The 1560-nt window shown below is 53.3% G+C and carries 1 protein-coding gene; it reads right to left on the reverse strand.

Annotation, left to right across the window (positions count from 1 at the left end):
* Window positions 1-1560 (reverse strand): tetratricopeptide repeat protein (locus KDK13_RS18070; RefSeq protein ID WP_257286392.1); only part of this gene is annotated, 1560 nt, incomplete at both ends.

A 1560-nucleotide genomic window follows, 5' to 3' on the forward strand; every position in this document is an offset into this window, starting at 1 on the left:
TGCATGCTCAATGGCTTTGGTCAAAAGCCCTGAAATGTCCTGGTCTTGACCAGAAAAAATGCACTCTCTGAAGTAACGGACGCTGATACACAAGTCTACCTCTGGCCCGGCAAAACCCTTGTTATCAAGTTGCATTTGGTCAAACTGACACCAGTTCATTAAATCCACATGAATGTCGCCAAGGGCCAGTTCAATGTCCTTGTCTTTGCAAGGAGTACCTTCATGGCCGGAGCGGTCGGAGCGCAACTTGCTAAAGATCGCCAGTGCCTCTTGATACCGTCCCATGTACTGGTATTGCAAGCCAAGGGCCAGTTCAACTTCTTTGTCGTTACAAGGTGTGCATTCGTTCCCAGAGCGGTCTGTGCGCAGCTTCTTAAAGATCGTCAACGGCTCCTGATGCCGTCCCATGTACTGGTATTGTCGGCCAAGGGTTAACTCTATGCCTTTGTCGTTGCAGGGAGTGCCTTCATGCCCGGAGCGATCACTGCGCAGCTTGATGAAGGTCGTCAGCGCCTCTTGATGCCGTCCCATGTCCTGGTATAGCCGACCAAGGGCCAGTTCAATGCCCTTGTCGTTGCAATGAGTGCCTGCATGTCCGGAGCGATCGGTGCGCAGCTTGATCAAGGTCGTCAGCGCCTCCTGATGGAACCCCACGTACTGGTATTGTCGGCCAAGGGTTAATTCTATGTCTTTGTCGTTGCAGGGAGTGCATTCATGCCCGGAACGGTCAAAGCGCAGTTTGATGAAGGTCGTCAGTGCCTCATGATACCGTCCCATGGCATGGTATAGACGACCAAGGCCTAGTTCAATTTCCTTGTCTTTGCAAGGAGTACCCTCATGCCCGGAGCGGTCGGAGCGTAACTTGTGAAAGATCGTCAGTGCCTCTTGATACCGTCCCATGTACTCGTATTGCAAGGCAAGGGCCAATTCAACTTCCTTGTCGTTGCAAGGTGTGCCTTCGTGTCCGGAACGGTCGACACGCAGCTTCACAAAGATCATTAGCGCCTCCTGATACTGTCCCATGTCCTGGTACAGACGACCAAGGGACAGGGTAACTTCCTTGTCATTGCGAGGGGTGCCTTGACGCCCACGGTGGTCGGAGCGCAACTTGTTAAAGGTCGTCAGTGCTTCCTGATACCATTCCATGTCCAGGTATAGACGACCAAGGGCCAGTTCAATTTCCCTGTCTTTGCAAGGAGTGCCTTCGTTCCTGGAGCGGTCGGAGCGCAACTTGTGAAAGATCGTCAGTGCCTTTTGATACCGTCCCATGTGCTGGTATTGCACGCCAAGGGCCAGTTCAACTTCTTTGTCGTTACAAGGTGTGCCTTCGTTCCCGGAGCGGTCTGTGCGCAGCTCCTTAAAGATCGTCAGCGCCTCCTGATGCAGTCCCATGCACTGGCATTGCCGACCAAGGGTTAACTCTATGCCCTTATCGTTGCAGGGAGTACTTTCATGCCCGGAGCGGTTGGTGCGCAGCTGCTTAAAGATCGTCAGCGCCTCCTGATGCCGTCCCATGTCCTGGTATAGCCGACCAAGGGCCAGTTCAACTTCCTTATCGCT

The sequence above is a fragment of the Endozoicomonas sp. SESOKO1 genome (assembly GCF_024606265.1).
Taxonomy (GTDB): domain Bacteria; phylum Pseudomonadota; class Gammaproteobacteria; order Pseudomonadales; family Endozoicomonadaceae; genus Endozoicomonas.